Origin of the sequence: Ideonella sp., from assembly GCF_044358605.1 — a bacterium.
Lineage (GTDB): Bacteria > Pseudomonadota > Gammaproteobacteria > Burkholderiales > Burkholderiaceae_C > Ideonella.
Window position 1 is genome coordinate 18,670 of the sequence record NZ_JBIKNQ010000064.1, and the last position, 12,990, is coordinate 31,659.

10 protein-coding genes are annotated in these 12,990 nt (G+C 62.2%); 2 read left to right on the forward strand and 8 right to left on the reverse strand.

Annotated features, from left to right (window positions below; genetic code table 11):
- Positions 1 to 8: 8 nt before the first annotated feature.
- The 4 genes from ACIQ3Q_RS19010 to sbnA are packed head-to-tail and all read right to left on the reverse strand — an operon-like array spanning position 9 to position 4,793.
- Positions 9 to 1,169, reverse strand: coding sequence for a hypothetical protein (locus ACIQ3Q_RS19010; RefSeq protein WP_396270767.1), 1,161 nt, complete (start codon positions 1,167 to 1,169; stop codon positions 9 to 11).
- Positions 1,166 to 2,755 (reverse strand): AMP-binding protein, encoded by a 1,590-nt coding sequence (locus ACIQ3Q_RS19015; protein ID WP_396270768.1) that lies wholly within the window; start codon positions 2,753 to 2,755, stop codon positions 1,166 to 1,168. The genes ACIQ3Q_RS19010 and ACIQ3Q_RS19015 overlap by 4 nt, the downstream gene beginning before the upstream one ends.
- Positions 2,756 to 2,766: 11 nt before the next feature.
- On the reverse strand, positions 2,767 to 3,786 hold the full coding sequence (gene sbnB, locus ACIQ3Q_RS19020; RefSeq protein WP_396270769.1) for a 2,3-diaminopropionate biosynthesis protein SbnB: 1,020 nt from the start codon (positions 3,784 to 3,786) through the stop codon (positions 2,767 to 2,769).
- Positions 3,786 to 4,793, reverse strand: a complete 1,008-nt coding sequence (gene sbnA, locus ACIQ3Q_RS19025; RefSeq protein WP_396270770.1) for a 2,3-diaminopropionate biosynthesis protein SbnA — start codon at positions 4,791 to 4,793, stop codon at positions 3,786 to 3,788. The genes sbnB and sbnA overlap by 1 nt, the downstream gene beginning before the upstream one ends.
- Positions 4,794 to 5,511: 718 nt before the next feature.
- Between sbnA and ACIQ3Q_RS19030 the strand changes: the two genes are divergently transcribed.
- On the forward strand, positions 5,512 to 6,216 hold the full coding sequence (locus tag ACIQ3Q_RS19030; RefSeq protein WP_396270776.1) for a response regulator: 705 nt from the start codon (positions 5,512 to 5,514) through the stop codon (positions 6,214 to 6,216).
- A complete protein-coding gene (locus ACIQ3Q_RS19035; RefSeq protein WP_396270771.1) occupies positions 6,213 to 7,598 on the forward strand; it encodes an ATP-binding protein in 1,386 nt (461 codons plus the stop codon). Before ACIQ3Q_RS19030 ends, ACIQ3Q_RS19035 begins: the two co-directional genes overlap by 4 nt.
- Here ACIQ3Q_RS19035 and ACIQ3Q_RS19040 read toward each other — a convergent pair.
- From ACIQ3Q_RS19040 to ACIQ3Q_RS19055, 4 genes are all read right to left on the reverse strand, one after another.
- The gene (locus tag ACIQ3Q_RS19040) at positions 7,579 to 8,991 is read right to left on the reverse strand and encodes an MATE family efflux transporter (protein WP_396270772.1); all 1,413 of its coding nucleotides are present in this window, start codon (positions 8,989 to 8,991) and stop codon (positions 7,579 to 7,581) included. The genes ACIQ3Q_RS19035 and ACIQ3Q_RS19040 overlap by 20 nt on opposite strands.
- Positions 8,984 to 9,454 carry a DUF3717 domain-containing protein gene (locus tag ACIQ3Q_RS19045; protein WP_396270773.1) on the reverse strand — a complete coding sequence of 157 codons (471 nt, stop codon included), beginning with the start codon at positions 9,452 to 9,454 and terminating at the stop codon, positions 8,984 to 8,986. Before ACIQ3Q_RS19045 ends, ACIQ3Q_RS19040 begins: the two co-directional genes overlap by 8 nt.
- Before the next feature lie 59 nt (positions 9,455 to 9,513).
- A complete protein-coding gene (locus ACIQ3Q_RS19050; protein WP_396270774.1) occupies positions 9,514 to 10,011 on the reverse strand; it encodes an OmpA family protein in 498 nt (165 codons plus the stop codon).
- A 72-nt stretch (positions 10,012 to 10,083) separates the two neighbouring features.
- The coding region (locus ACIQ3Q_RS19055) for an Ig-like domain-containing protein (RefSeq protein ID WP_396270775.1) at positions 10,084 to 12,990 on the reverse strand (2,907 nt) is incomplete at its 5' end.

A 12,990-nucleotide genomic window follows, 5' to 3' on the forward strand; every position in this document is an offset into this window, starting at 1 on the left:
AAGTTGCCTTAAGTCTGGGTGTCGAAGTCGGTGACGCCAAACCAGTCGTCGCCATCGACGTTCGTTATGGGCCATGATTGGGGATTGATCAGATCGGCCGGCAGGGCTTTCGCACTCACGCGCACCCAGTGGCTGCCGGTGTGCAGCGGGGCTTGATGAGCGTTGGCTCCACGGAGTTGTTCGAACGCTAGGCCGGAAAAGCGGGCGGCCTCAATGAGAGGCAACTGGCGCACTTCGGCCCAAGCCAACACAGCCTGCAGCAGCGCGTCTCTGGCGGCCTCAGGTGCGCTTTCGCTCATCACCCAATCCAATATCTGCAACCTTGGAATTCTGTGCGGTCGATTCGTCACCGCCAGCACTTGCGACACGCCGAGCACCTCGCCATCGGTGCCGATCAGGGCGAGCAAAGCGGATCGACCGCGCAGGTCCGGGTCGGCCAGTCGCCAGGCCAACATACTCGGAGAGCGGTCGAGTTGCAGCCCCTCTCTCTGCAGCAAATCCTGCCAGAAGCGCTCAAATCGAGCGTCAAGCTGCTCAGTGTTGTCGGCCATGATTTCCACCGGCTGGCCTGCGAAACCGGTTGCCTTTGGCACGGTGGCCAAGCCAGTCAGCCGGCGTAGGGGCTTCAAGACCGAAGCCAGTGTGGCGCCTGTCCGTGCCAGCAGACGGTTGGGAGAAAGGCGTCCAAGGGTATGCGCCAGGAAGGCCTTGTCGGAGGCGATCCATAACAGGCGCTTGTCTGTGCCCAGTGGCGTCCAAGGCTTGGCCTTAAAGAGCTTGTAGAGCTGAGCACTCTGTTCCGTGGCGGTTGTTGTGAAAACACACTGAACGTGAGGCTGGACAAAGAAGGCCCGAAGCAGACCGACGCTGCATGCCCGCCAATCGGGGCGCACCAGGTAGGAGGTACAGGTCGCTGCCATGAACCGCTGCCCTTGCCACCAATAGGTCTGCGGCAAATTGCCGAGAAAGCCGCCAATGTCGTCCCCTTTGGTCAACATCCAGCCAAGAGGCGCCTCTATGGCTTGGCGCGAGGGGTTATGTGCGAAGGCCCAATCCCAACCCTCCCGGCTGCGCAGTGGCCATGCGTTTTCTCGGAACAGTGCTTGGATGGCTGCGTGATCGTCTGGCGTGACCTCCCGAAGCCGAATGGTGGAGGCTTCTTCATTCATGACCGCAACAAGGCTGCCAGTGCTGAACGATCGACTTTGCGATTGGCGTTAAGGGGAAAGTCTTCCAGGATCCGTATCTCATCGGGCAGCATGGCCTTCGGCAGCAGCGTGATCATGCGGTCCCGCAACGCTGCACCCGTGTACTGACAAGGGGCGCTCACAAAACCCACCAAGCCTTGCGCCATGCCGTCTAGCGCGGGCAAGGGGATCACCGCTACCAAGTCCACCCCGGAGGCTTCTCTGAGGCCGTGTTCAACCTCGCCCAGCTCGATGCGGTTGCCCCTGATCTTGACCATGAAATCGACGCGGCTGATGAAGTGGTACACCCCCATGGCATCGCGCTCCACGCGGTCGCCAGTCTTGTACCAAACGCCAGGTCGTCCTTCAAGCGCGACAAAGGTCTCGGCTGTGCGCTGGGCATCGCCCAGGTAACCCGGCCCCACCTGTGGCCCGCAGAGATACAACTCACCCTCGCCATTACCGATAACTTCTTGGCCAAACTCATCCAGCAAGAGGTGCTGGTGGTCGGCAAAGGGGATGCCAATAGGCACCACGCCGCGGAGGCAGGCCTCTTCGGAGACGCCGGTTTGCCAGCGATAAAAGGACAACTCCATGGTGGTCTCGGTGGGGCCATACACGTTGTACAGAACACTTGCTGGGGCGGCTTCAGACCAGGCCATGGCTGTGGCCTTGGGCAAGGCTTCACCGCACAGCAAGCTGACCCGCAAACGACTGAAAATGCCGGCCCTCAACAAGCCCTGCTTTTGCAGGATCAGGGCGAAAGATGCCACCGAGAACCAATAGGTGATCTGCTTGTCGAGAATGAACCGAGCCGGTGCCAGCATGGCGCGCTCGGGCATCACAACCAGCGTTGCACCACTCCACCATGCATTGAGCAGGTCATGGAGCGCGACATCAAAAGTCAACTCGTAAGTCGTTGCGACCCTGTCTGCCGCCAGCGGTGGTGCCAATTGGCGAAAGTTCCGCATATAGACCGCCAGGTTGCGCTGGGTGATGACCACGCCTTTGGGCTCACCCGTGCTTCCGCTGGTGAACACAATGTAGGCGGCAGCGTCATCCGCAGGCTCAGGCAGCGAGGCAGGGCGACGGGCCTTGGCGAAGTGCCGTTCGTCATAGACGCGCTGAATACCTAGTGCTTGAGGCTCAAAGCACGACAGGGGTGCCAGCACTGTGACGGGAGTGCCCAGCAGCGCAGCCAGCGGTTCGACAAGGGCTAGGCCTTCAGGCCCAACCAGAATTGTGGAAATGCCTGCGCGCCTCAGGATCGCAGCATTGCGCTCAGGGGGGTAGGCCGGGTTCAGGGCCACGTGGGTCGCGCCCAGCGCTAACACGGCCAAGCTGCCCGCATACGCTGTGAGCGAGCGCGAGGCCAGCACGGCCACCTTCTGGGGCCTGTCCTTGTCTTGAAGCACGTCGAGTAATGCGCCCATCAGGCGACCACACCAGACGTCGATGTCCTTGTAAGTCCACTGCTGGTCAGCGATCTCCAGGGCTGTGGCGTCAGGGTTGGCCTGACAAGCGGCTTGAAATCCAGCCCAGGGCGACATCATTGCGCTGTTGTTCATCATCGTTTTGGTCACGGCAAGAAGTCGGGAATGACGGCACCGCGCCCGGCTGCTCTGCAGGTACGGGCCACAAACTCTGCGAAAGCGAGGTCTAGCGCGGCCAAGCCAAAGGGATTGAACATCACCGGCCGGCCGCCCGCCCGGGCTGGGGTCATCCCTTCAATGACTTGGGCCAGCGTCCCGCGGAGAAAGTCGCTGTGCCCCAATAGTTGCTGGGTTCGATGCAGCGAGGTGTTCGCTTGCAGCACATGCTCGACATCATCAGCAATGTTGTCCGCTTCCAAGATCGCCTCCGGCGTAAAGTCACGCAAGGAGACATGCAGGATCGTGCTGTTCGGAGGGCACATGGACAAAGTGCTCACGCTTGGTACGACGGCCGAGGTGGCAAAGCTGACCAGTTCGCAGTCGGCGAGAAGATCATCGGCCGAGCCGAACTGCTCGATCGACTTGGTAAATCCGGCTTCACGGGCTTCCTGTGCAAAGGCCTCGGCGCGTGCTGAGTCGAGATCGAACAGGCCCAGTCCATCAATGGGCCGTCGGTCAGCCAACACAAAGCGAAGCACCTCCCGATTGATGGGGCCGCAACCGACCAGTCCGAATCGTTTGACTCTGTCGCCCTGATGCAGCAGGCGGGCTGCCAAAGCGGCGGAGGCTGCGGTGCGCTGACCACTGATGAGCGAGCCTTCCATGACGGTGGTCGGTCGGCCATCCTGCACGCTATTGAGAATGATGAGCGCAGAGGCTCGTGGCATGCCTCGGCCCACGTTGTCTGGGAATGAAGAGATCCACTTAATGCCGGCAGCCGGGTGAGCACCCCCCAGGTAGCCCGCCTTGGGAATGATGCGCTCGCGCTCTAAGTTGGGGAAGCGAAGATACTCAGACTGCGGCAGGCGAGAGTCACCTCGGCTGTGGGTGACATAAGCCTGAGCGGCCAAGTCGATCAGGGCCAGCTCTTGGCCCTGCAGTTGAGCGGCCACGTCATTGAGCCCCAGCAGCGTGAGCTCGCGGGAGTAGGGGGTTGAGGTTTGCATCAGGAGTTTTGTTCAGTCGGTTCAAACAGTGGCGGCACACCACCGAAGTGACGCATGCACCAAGCATCATCGAAAACGGTGTCCAGATATCGTTCGCCGCGATCGGGAAAGATGGCGGCCACCCGGGTGCCGGGTGCCCAGCGATGACGCAGGCGAGCCATGGCCGCGACGATACCGCCACTCGACGCACCGGCCAAAATGGCTTCGCGCCGAACCAATGCTCGGCAACCGGCCACGCAGTCTGCATCAGTCACCAAGACACCTTCGTCGGCCAGGTCGTCGCTCATGTGCTCGGGCATGATGCCAGCGCCATGGCCGGCAAGTAGGCGTGGTCCGCGTTGACCGAAGATGACAGAGCCAGCCGCGTCCACCGCCAGTAACTGCGGCGATAAGCTGCGCTCGCGCAAGGCCTGCCTAACTCCTTTGAGACTGCCGCAGGTGCTGACCGACACCAACAGGACATCCACACTGTTCTCCAGGGCATCCAGGATCTCACTGGCCGTGCCGATGCGATGAGCGGCAGGGTTGTCGGGGTTGGCATACTGATTCAGGTTGATGGCCCCCGGTATGCTGGCCAGCAAGTGGCTCACACGCTTTCGACGCGCTGACAGGTATTCCCCGGTCTCTGGATCTGGCGTATTGACGGTATCAATCTGCACGCCATAGGCTCTCAAGATCTTCAGATTGGCTTGGGTGATCTTCGGGTCAACCACCACGATCAAACGCAGCCCCAGAGCACAAGCGACTTGCGCTAGTCCGATCGCCAAATTGCCGGAGCTGGACTCCACAATGACCGAATCAGGCTCCAAAGTGCCCGCAGCCAAGGCCTCCTGGACCATGCGGAGGGCGGGTCGGTCTTTCATCGAGCCGCCCGGGTTAAAGGCCTCCAGCTTTGCAAAGACTTCAAGCCCGCTGCCCGCAAACAAGTTATCTAGCCGAATCAAGGGCGTCCTGCCGATGGTGGACAGCACCCCTGGCTTCACCAAAGTGCTTGTAGTGGTCTTCATGGCTTCGTTACTCATCGAACACGTAGGACAGCTGATGTGAGCGCATAAGGAAAGATCCTGAATCTCGGTGCAAGGTGTTCGGCGTGAAGGCCGCACTTGAAGACAGGCAGAAGTGCCACACCGAGTGCGCCGGACTTTAATGCGCGCGCATCGAGTACGGCCCTTGCAACTTCGAACTTGCTGAGTACTTTGAAACGAACTCCCCATTTGAATAGATTCCCGATCTTCACTGGATTTCCAAGCCAGCGTTTCGAGGAGCAAGATACTCGCTCGGTAACATTCATTTCACTCGGGTTTGCGGTTTTCTCTCGTTAGAGGCGGGCTTGTTTCTGATTTGGTCAGAGTGGCTGCACAGAAACCCTATTTTTTATAAGGCTTAGTGTGATTCGATCACGTGCCAAGCGGCCATGCGGTCGCTGACCTCTTGGTCATCAGCAACATCGCCATTGCGATCATCCACAGCCTCACTTTGGGCCTGAGGCGGCGTGCTGGCTGTTTTTTTGATCGCCAGCCCAGTGTCAAAGGCTGATCAAGGCTGATCAATTCACCCATCTTTACAAGCAGGTGACTGAGGGCTCACATGGCTCGTGCAGAGTACACAGCAGTCCCGCTTTGGGGGCTGTCAACTTTGCTTTTGAGCACTACCATGCACCCTTCCATGACCACGGTCCGCAGCAACCCGTTTGCCTTTGGCGGCCGAGATTCTTCGCTGGACACCATGACGGCCAAGCTGTTGTTGATTGATGATGATGCGCGCCTGACCAGCATGGTGGGCGACTACCTGCGCGGCCACGGCTATGAGGTGGACGCTGCCGGCAGCCTGGCCCAAGGCCGTGAGCGCCTGCGCCAAACCAACTACGACGCCTTGGTGCTGGACCTGATGCTGCCGGACGGCGATGGTCTGGACCTGACCCGAGAGCTGCGCGCAGACGCCCGCACGCGGCGCCTGCCCTTGCTGATGTTGACGGCGCGCGGCGAGCCCACTGACCGCATCATTGGCCTGGAGATTGGCGCCGACGACTATCTGCCCAAGCCCTTTGAGCCCCGCGAGTTACTGGCCCGCGTCAAAGCCCTGTTGCGCCGCGCCACGCCCGAGGCCGCCGATGACGACGTGCTGCGCTTTGGCCACCTGGAGATTGACCTGGGCGCGCGCGAAGCCCGCTTGCAAGGCCAGCGCTGCGACCTGACCGGTCATCAGTTCGACTTGCTGGTGGTACTGGCGCAAAGCCCCGGTCGGGTGCTGACCCGCGACCAGATCATGGATGCGCTCAAGGGCCATCCGCTGGAGGCCTTTGATCGCTCCATCGATGTGCACATCTCGCGGATTCGCGCCGTCATTGAAGAAGACCCCAAGACGCCCAAGCGGGTGCTGACCGTGCGCGGCTCGGGCTATGTCTTTGCCCGCAAGCAGGACGGCGATTGAAATCTCTTTACCTGCGGATTTGGCTCACGGTGGTGGCGGCGCTGGCGCTGTTTGCGCTGGCGTCGGGCTGGTTGGTTCAGCGGCATTTGGATCAGGAGCGTGTGCGCTCCGATGCGCAAGTGGCCGAGCGCATGGCTGCCTGGGGCGAGTTGCTGCAGGGCTCTCTGCCTGAGGCCTGGGAGACGCCGCAATCGCAGGCCGATGCCCTCAAAGAATGGTCCCGTCGTCTGCGCTTGCCCTTGGCGCTGGATGCACCGGGTGGCGCGCGCATCGGCGCATCAGACTCCTTCATGCGACGGGAGGTAGAGCCCGGTGGATTGAGTCGCGTCGTCGCTATTCGGCTGGACGATGGCCGCACGCTTTGGCTGGTTCGACCTGGTGGGCGTAAAGCCAGAGATTTGGACGCCCCGGAAGCGGGTCAGGCTGGGCTTGGGGCAGAAGGGGCTAATCGGGCGGCTGCAAGCCCGGATCGCCCCACCTTTTTGGGCTTACCTGTGGCGGTGCCCCCGGATTGGCCTGCCAGCTTGAGTTTGCTGCTGCTGCTGGGCCTGCTGTTCTTGGGCGTGGCCGCAGGGGCTTGGCCGATTGTGCGCAGCCTGACGCGCCGGTTGGAGTTGCTGCAGCAGGGCGTGGAGGCCTTCGGCGCCGGAGCCTTGCACCACCGCATTCAGGCCGAAGGCAGCGATGAAGTGGCCGCCGTGGCCCATAGCTTTAACCGCGCAGCAGAGCGCATAGAGACCCTGGTGCAAACCCATCAACGCCTGCTCGCGAATGCCAGCCATGAACTGCGTTCGCCCCTGGCGCGCTTGCGCATGGCGGTGGAGATGTTTGAGTCGGCTGGGCCTGCGCAGAGGGCGTCTTTGAAGACAGAGATCGACACCAATGTGTCGGAGTTGGATGCGCTGGTCGAAGAGGTGCTGCTTTCCAGCCGCCTGGACGCCGGTGCGGCGGTGGATGTGCGCGACCGCATCGACCTGATGGCTTTGCTGGCCGAAGAAGGCGCTCGGCTGGATGTGCCGCTGCAAGGGGACAACGACCCGATATGGGGCAACGAGCGTTTGCTGCGCCGCGCAGTGCGCAACCTCCTAGAGAACGCGCGGCGCTATGCTGGTGATGAAGTGTTGCTGCAGGTGCAGCCATCTCCAAAGCCCGGTTTTGTGGACATTCGGGTGTGTGACCGCGGCCCGGGTGTGCCCGAAGATCAGCGCGAGAAAATCTTCGAGCCCTTCTATCGCATGCCGGGCCATGCCGAGCGCGAAGGTGGCGTGGGCTTGGGGCTCTCGCTGGTCAAGCAGATCGCCCAGCGCCACCAAGGCAGCGTGTTTTGCGAGCCCAATTCGGGCGGCGGCAGCTGCTTTGTGATCAGGCTGCCACAGGCTTGAGGTTCTGGCCTTTGGACCGCAAGGTCCAGGCCATCAGGCTGACCATCGCCACCGCCGCAATCATCAGCCCCAGTGTGCTGCTGATCCAAAAGCCCTGGGCGCCTTGCCAAGATGCCGGGACATTGCCCGGCACATTGAAGGCCAGCACATAGCCGCCCCCCAAGCCCACGCCACTGAGGGCGGCCACATAGATCAGCATGGGCACGGTGGCCACACGCCAGGCGCGCAGCACAAAGGCGGCAACGGTTTGGGTGGCATCGGCCACATGGAACAAGGCCACCCAGGTCAGCAAGGGCAGGGCGGCTGCCGCAATGGCGGCGTCAGGCGTGTAGAGCGCCACAATCTGCCGCTGGCTCAAATGCACCATCAGGCCCACGGCGGTGGCAATGCCCGCGCCCAGCAGCAAGCCGTGCCAGCCCAAGCGCCGAGCATCCGCCACATCGGCTGCGCCTACACGCTGGGCCACTAAGGTGCTGGTGGCATTGGCAACGGCCATGGGCATCATGAACATCAGCGTCACGACATTGATGGCCACTTGATGTCCGGCCACCGCCAAAGCGCCGGTGCGGGCGATGAACAAAGCCATGAAGCTGAAGCCCGTGACCTCCACCAAGATGCTCATGCCCATGGGAACTCCCAGACGCAGCAGTGCCTTGAGGGAGGCCGCATGCGGCGCGTGCAGGCCACGCGCCCACAGCTCAAAGGGCTGGTAGTGGCTGTCGCGGCGCATCCACCACCAGGCCAGGGCCAACTGGCTCCACATGGCCACGGCAGTGGCCCAGCCGCAGCCCTGCACGCCCAATGCCGGGAGCCCCCAGGCGGGCAAGCCCAAGACCGCCACGGTGGACAGCGGGATCTTCACCAACAAGCCCAATAGTTGCAGCACCATCACGGCCTTGGGCCGAGAAATGGCGGTGTTGAAACCGCGATAGACGGTGAAAAGCAGGGCCGCAGGCAAAGACACTGCCAGGGCCGACAGATAGGCCTGGACTTTGGCGCGGACTTCTGCCGTAGGCTGGGCCAGGGCCAAGAGCGGCTCTGGGAACAAGAGCAAGCTGCTGCCCTGCAGCGAAAGCCCCAAGGCGACCCACACCGCTTGATGCACCTGCTCTCCGGCTGCGCGGAGTTTCCGGGCACCATAAAGTTGACCGACCGTGGGTGAGATGGCCAGCACCACCCCCATGAAGCCGATGAAGATGGTGATGTAGACCGACATGCCGATGGCCAGGGCGGCCAAGTCTTCCGGTGAAACCCGGGCGACAAGCAAGGTGTCCACCGTGCCATAGGCCAGCACGGCAATCGAGCCCACAAACACCGGCCAAGCCTGCTTCAAGATGCGGCCGAGGTTGTCACCAAAGCGGCTGGGCGTGTGGGCCACTGCGGTCTCAGGCATGCGGGGCTGGGGCTGAGTCAGACGCTGGCGCGCCAGAGCCTGCTTGAGCTGCCAAGGCACCCTCCCGAGCCCGTTCGGCATAGCGGTTGAAGCGCCAGGCCTTGGCTTCCAGGGTGATGCGGCGCCACACTTGCCGCTTCTCTCCGGGGCTCATCACCGGCCAATGCTGCACTTCGTCTTCAGTGCGGCCGCAGCCCTTGCACAAAGGGTCACCTTGGGCCGTGGAGCAGATGGCGATGCACGGGGCATCGGGCGTGTGCTGATACCAAGCCAGCCAGGCCTCTCGGGCTCGGGGGGGCATGGTGTCTTCATCCGCCTCGGGCTCGCGGTAGTACACCATCAAGGCATAGATTTCCGCCAAGGCGCGAACCTCTGCACAGGCCACGATGCCGTCGTCTGAGGGAGACCTGTTGCGCCACCAATTGATGGCGGACTCAATGTCAGTGATATGAATGCCGGCCATGCAGTGCCCAGAAAAAACAACCGCCCGTGAACGGGCGGCTGCAGAGGAGGGGCAGGGTTTCAGTCGACCAAGCGAATCTCAACGCGGCGAGCATGCTCGGGGCGTCCATCGCCAGTGGTGCTTTCAGGCTTGCGCAATTGAATGCGTGCACCGTCAACCCCGGCAGCCTTGAGTGCCTCGCGCACGGCAATGGCGCGCTTCTTGGCCAATTCGGCATTCATGGCCGGATCGCCGGTGGTGTCATGAAAGCCCGACAGCACCAGCTTGCGGGTGGGTGCGGCCTCCACTGCCGCCTTGACACTGGCCAACTCGGCTTGTGCCTCCGCAGGCAGGTCAGCGCCACCAGAGGCGAAATACAGCGTGCCAGTCAGCTCGCCCGTCAGCGGGCCTTCCAGCAGCACCTCAGCAGGTGCCGTGACCACGGCCGGTGCCGGGGCTTTGCTGCCTTTGAGGTGTCGCACAACGACACCGCCCACCAGCGCTACCACCACCAAAGTGACCAAACCCAGTGTGACCCACAGGCCGACGCGCGTGTCATCATCCCGACCGTCTAGCATTGCTTTCTCCAGCTCAAAAAATGTGCAATGCCGCATTCTAGGTGCTGGCGGCGGCTCCCAGCCGCCTTGGCGTTAACCGCCCGCAATCAGGTTACCGCGCTTGAGCAACTCTTCAATCAACTGCGCATCGGTGGCCTGCGCCGTCAGATCCAATGCACTTCGCAGATCTACGCCGTTGAGGCTAATGGTCAGGTCTTCAGCGGCGGCGCTGTAGGCACCGTTGGTGAACTGGCCCTTGCTAGAGACGTGAATCAGCGTAGTCCCTGGGTTGCTGCTGGTGTCGAACTCCAAGTAGTTGGCCAAATTGCCCACCGTACCGTTCGGGCCAAAAGCCTCGCCCACCAGAAGATCACGCAAGTCCAGGACATCCCCGCCTTCGGCGAAATTCAACGAAGAAAAGTCTAGGATCTGATCGCGCTCAGGTGCACCGGTGTTGCCTTTGTCGGAGCCGCGCCAGTAGAAGGTATCACTGCCGTCGTCGCCGCGCAGCACGTCGTTGCCGGCGCCGCCGACCAAGGTGTCGTCGCCATTGCCACCCCGCAGGCCATCAATGCCAGCGCCGCCGTCGATGTAGTCGTTGTCGAAGCTGCCGTACACCAGGTCAACACCGGCACCGCCCTTCACCACATCTTGACCCCAGCCGCCGTTGGCGACGTTGGCCCAGCCGTTGATGGACTTGGCGTCGCTTGCGCTGTTGGCGGTGATGCCGGTCGCAAAGTTACCGAAGGAGTCGACCATCTTCCAGTCTTCTTCAGACATCAGCACGGTTTGCGCCACGTTGGCTGTGGTGACGGCTTGGCCCGTTCCCGAGTGCACCGAGTTGCCGGAGGCCCCCAGATCGACCCAGTCTCCGCCGTCTCCGGCTTGGACCAAATCGTTGCCACCCAGTGCAATGAAGGCCTGATCGAAGGTCGGTGTTTGGACCGTATCAATGGTGACGCCACCACCCAAGTTTCGGTTGACGATCGTTTCATCGCTGTCGACCGCGGCGACCAAGGCATCATTGCCTTCGCTGCCGGCCACAACGGGGCTGAATGCAATGCGCATGGGCAGCGGAGGCGAGAGTTGCGACTCGGCACCCGTGGCGCTGTCCACCCAAGCATAGGTAATCAGGTGATTACCTTCGCTCAGTACGCCGACGGGCTTGAGTGTCAAGGCCTGGGCGTTATAAGTTGCGTTGATCTTGATCCCGTCTACATACAGGACGGCTGTGCAATTGGCCGGTGCTGCGGGCACTTTGAAGACCGGCTGGTTGACACTGGTGAGGTCGTCGGAATCGTTGCCAGCCGTGTCAGAGGAAGCCAGCAAGTCAGGGGCCGTCAAGGGCAGAGGCGCTTGTGTACGGATGTCCACCTTCAAGCTGACAGAGGCCAACGACACATTGCCCGCAGCGTCGGTTACCTTGATGCTGACTTGATGCACGCCGTCGGACAAGGCCTGTGTCGCGGTGATGGTGCGGCTGGCAAAGTCAAAGGTCGAAGGTACCTGCGCGCCATCGACCCATAGGCTCACACTGTCGGTGGCTGCGACGGTGCCCACCGTGAAGCTGGGTAGGTTGTTGGCCGTGATGTTGTCGGTGTTGCTGGCGCCCGTGTCACTGGCGGCTTGCAGATCCAAAGCCACCGGCGTGGTGGGTGCTGTGGTGTCGATGGTGATGCTCAAGCCGGCAGAGCGCGCTGACTCCACCCCGGCGGCGTTCGTGACCGACCAGGTGATGGTGTGTGTCGCAGCGGTCAAGGCGCTGTTCGGCGTCAGCGTGCCACTCAGGGCGTCGTAAGTGGCGGCGACCTTGACGCCATTCACATAGAGATTAGCGACATCACCAGCCTTGGGGAGGTTGCCCACCACGAAGCCTGGGCGCGTCAAGTTGGTAATGTTGTCGGTCGTGCTGCTCCCGGAGTCGCTGGCGTCCGCCAGGTCTGGGGCTGTTGCAGGCGTTTCCTTCACCGCGTCGATATCAATCGTCAACGCCGCCGAGGCTGCAGACTGTGCGCCTGCGGCACTCACGTTGACGATGGCAATGGTGTGCGCGCCTTCGCTCAAAGCGACGTTAGGCGTTAGCGTCTTGGTGCTGGCGGTGTAGGTGGCAGCCACCACCACGCCGTCGACCAGCAAGTCGATGCGCCCGCCGGGCAGCGGGTCGCCCACCACAAAGCCAGGGCGCGTGTTGCTGGTGATGTTGTCGCTGTTGCTGCTGCCGCTGTCGGCGGTGGCCAGCATGTCGGGCGTCAGCGTGGGGGCCACCGGCGTGCTGGTGTCCACGGTGATGCGGTAGCTCTGGGTGCTGACCGTGGTCTCGTTGCCAGCCGAGTCGGTGCGGGTGAAGCTCAGCGTGTGCGCACCATCGGGCAGCGCGTTGACGGGGGTGAGGGTGCCCGCGACCTTGTCCCACACCGAGGCCACCTTGACGCCATTGACAAACAAGTCCGCCGTGCCCACGGCACCGGCTTCACCAAACTGGGCGGTGGTCAGCGCCTGGTTGGAGAGGCTGGGCTTGTTGTTGGAGGTGATGCCGTCGCTGTTGCTCAGGCCCAGGTCAGTGGCTGTGGTCAACCGAGAGGCAAAGCTGTTGAGATTGGTCGTGGGCGTCGTGGTGTCGATGACCAGGCTCAGTGCAGGCGAGCGGGCCGACTCCACCCCGGCGGCATTGGTGAGCGAGTAGGTGATGCTGTGTGTGGCCGCAGCCAGGGCTGTGACAGGGGTCAGCGAGCCTGTGGCAGCGTCATACGTCGCGGCGACCTTGCTGCCGTTGACATAGAGGTTGAACACATCACCGGCCTTGGGCAGCGGGCCAACGCTGAAGACAGGCCTGGTGACGTTGGTGATGTTGTCGGTGTTGCTGCCACCACTGTCGCTGGTCGCAGCCAGGTCGATCAGGGCAGGCGTTTCCTTCACCGCGTCGATATCAATCGTCAACGCCGCCGAGGCTGCAGACTGTGCGCCTGCGGCACTCACGTTGACGATGGCAATGGTGTGCGC

Bases quoted from the DNA above. Each gene is read 5' to 3' on its own strand.
- ACIQ3Q_RS19010 (WP_396270767.1), bottom strand. From the start codon at position 1,169: ATGAATGAAGAAGCCTCCACCATTCGGCTTCGGGAGGTCACGCCAGAC.
- ACIQ3Q_RS19015 (WP_396270768.1), bottom strand. From the start codon at position 2,755: ATGAACAACAGCGCAATGATGTCGCCCTGGGCTGGATTTCAAGCCGCT.
- sbnB (WP_396270769.1), bottom strand. From the start codon at position 3,786: ATGCAAACCTCAACCCCCTACTCCCGCGAGCTCACGCTGCTGGGGCTC.
- sbnA (WP_396270770.1), bottom strand. From the start codon at position 4,793: ATGAAGACCACTACAAGCACTTTGGTGAAGCCAGGGGTGCTGTCCACC.
- ACIQ3Q_RS19030 (WP_396270776.1), top strand. From the start codon at position 5,512: ATGACGGCCAAGCTGTTGTTGATTGATGATGATGCGCGCCTGACCAGC.
- ACIQ3Q_RS19040 (WP_396270772.1), bottom strand. From the start codon at position 8,991: ATGCCTGAGACCGCAGTGGCCCACACGCCCAGCCGCTTTGGTGACAAC.
- ACIQ3Q_RS19045 (WP_396270773.1), bottom strand. From the start codon at position 9,454: ATGGCCGGCATTCATATCACTGACATTGAGTCCGCCATCAATTGGTGG.
- ACIQ3Q_RS19050 (WP_396270774.1), bottom strand. From the start codon at position 10,011: ATGCTAGACGGTCGGGATGATGACACGCGCGTCGGCCTGTGGGTCACA.